Source organism: Rhodococcus sp. CX, from assembly GCF_015865005.1.
In the GTDB taxonomy this organism is placed as follows: Bacteria; Actinomycetota; Actinomycetes; order Mycobacteriales; family Mycobacteriaceae; genus Rhodococcus.
Map to the genome: position 1 here is coordinate 19,819 of NZ_JADZGH010000210.1, position 1,126 is coordinate 20,944.

The 1,126-nt window shown below is 67.6% G+C and carries 2 protein-coding genes; one reads left to right on the forward strand and one right to left on the reverse strand.

The annotated features are described in order from the left end of the window. Positions 1-651 (reverse strand): metalloregulator ArsR/SmtB family transcription factor, encoded by a 651-nt coding sequence (locus I0Q12_RS23020; protein ID WP_231611269.1) that lies wholly within the window; start codon positions 649-651, stop codon positions 1-3. A 179-nt stretch (positions 652-830) separates the two neighbouring features. On the opposite strand from I0Q12_RS23020, the gene I0Q12_RS23025 reads away from it, so the two are divergent. Continuing rightward, positions 831-1,126: XRE family transcriptional regulator (locus tag I0Q12_RS23025; protein ID WP_197255153.1), on the forward strand; the 296-nt coding region annotated here is incomplete at its 3' end.

Genomic DNA, 1,126 nt, shown 5'->3' on the forward strand with positions numbered 1-1,126 from the left:
TTACGACGCCTCGGCGTCCCTGTCCGACTTCCGCAGTGCCAGGCGGATCGAGCAATTGCCGTCCTGCGGGTCCGGGAAGACCGCGGCGGTGTATCGGGCGCCGAACGTGGCCGCGTTGTCGTCGAGGAGCTGCTGGATGAGCCCGCGCTGGATGCCGCGCACGACCTCCGGGTTGGTGCGGGCGATCTCGACCAGGGGGCACGTGCACAAAGTGAGCTCGTGGTTTCCGAATGCGCTTGTTGCGGATCGGGTTTCGAATCCCAGGCGGGAGAGGGCGTCGATGACGAAGGCGCCCGCGTCGGCGGTGTCGGCAGGGGCGAAACCGAGCATGCCCGCCCAGTCGCGTCCCACCTCGCAGGCCGTGCGCTCCCGCTCCTCGGCGGTGCCGCCGAGCCGGGCCGCGAGCAGTGCGACGAGGTCCGTATAGGACGGTTTCGGCACGGCGGTGTATCCGAGACGCGGCCGGCCGACCTTCGTCGACTCGAGCTGCCGGGTCCGGACCAGGCCTTCCTCGATGAGCGAGTTGAGGTGGAAGCGGACGGTTGTGACGTGCAGGTCGAGGTCGTCGGCCAGCAGGTGGGCGTCGAGTGGCTCGGCCGACGTTTCGAGCAGGGCGAGAACGCGGTCCCGTTGCTTGACCTGTCGTGCCAATTCCTGCCCCTCTGCCGAACGCTCGGTGGGACTCCGGTGAGGCCCGCCGTATTCAAATGAGTAATTTCCTTTATAGTCGTCGCCGGTACAGCGCGACGATGTCAACGTTACGGCGACGGTCATCGGTTCCGGAATTGCGGTCGGGTCGCGCTCGGTCACTACGAAGGAGAGAGTCGAACATGTCGCAGAACCCGTCGGTGCACACCGCGCAGGACAGCAGCACCGCCGGTGTGACGCGCATCGAAGGACTCACCGACCTGAACGTCCAGGACGGGCCCACACCCCGCATCGAACGTATGGCGGCCGGCCCCGGCGCGACCGTCGTGCGGTTGAGCTTCGCCGCCGGCCAGACCATGGAAGAGCACCGTGCGGGCTTCCCGATTCTCGTCTCGGGGGCGAAGGGTCACGTGACCTTCGAGGTCGGCGGGGAGTCGATCGAGCTGGTGCCCGGAACCGCCGTTCATGTCGAGGCGGG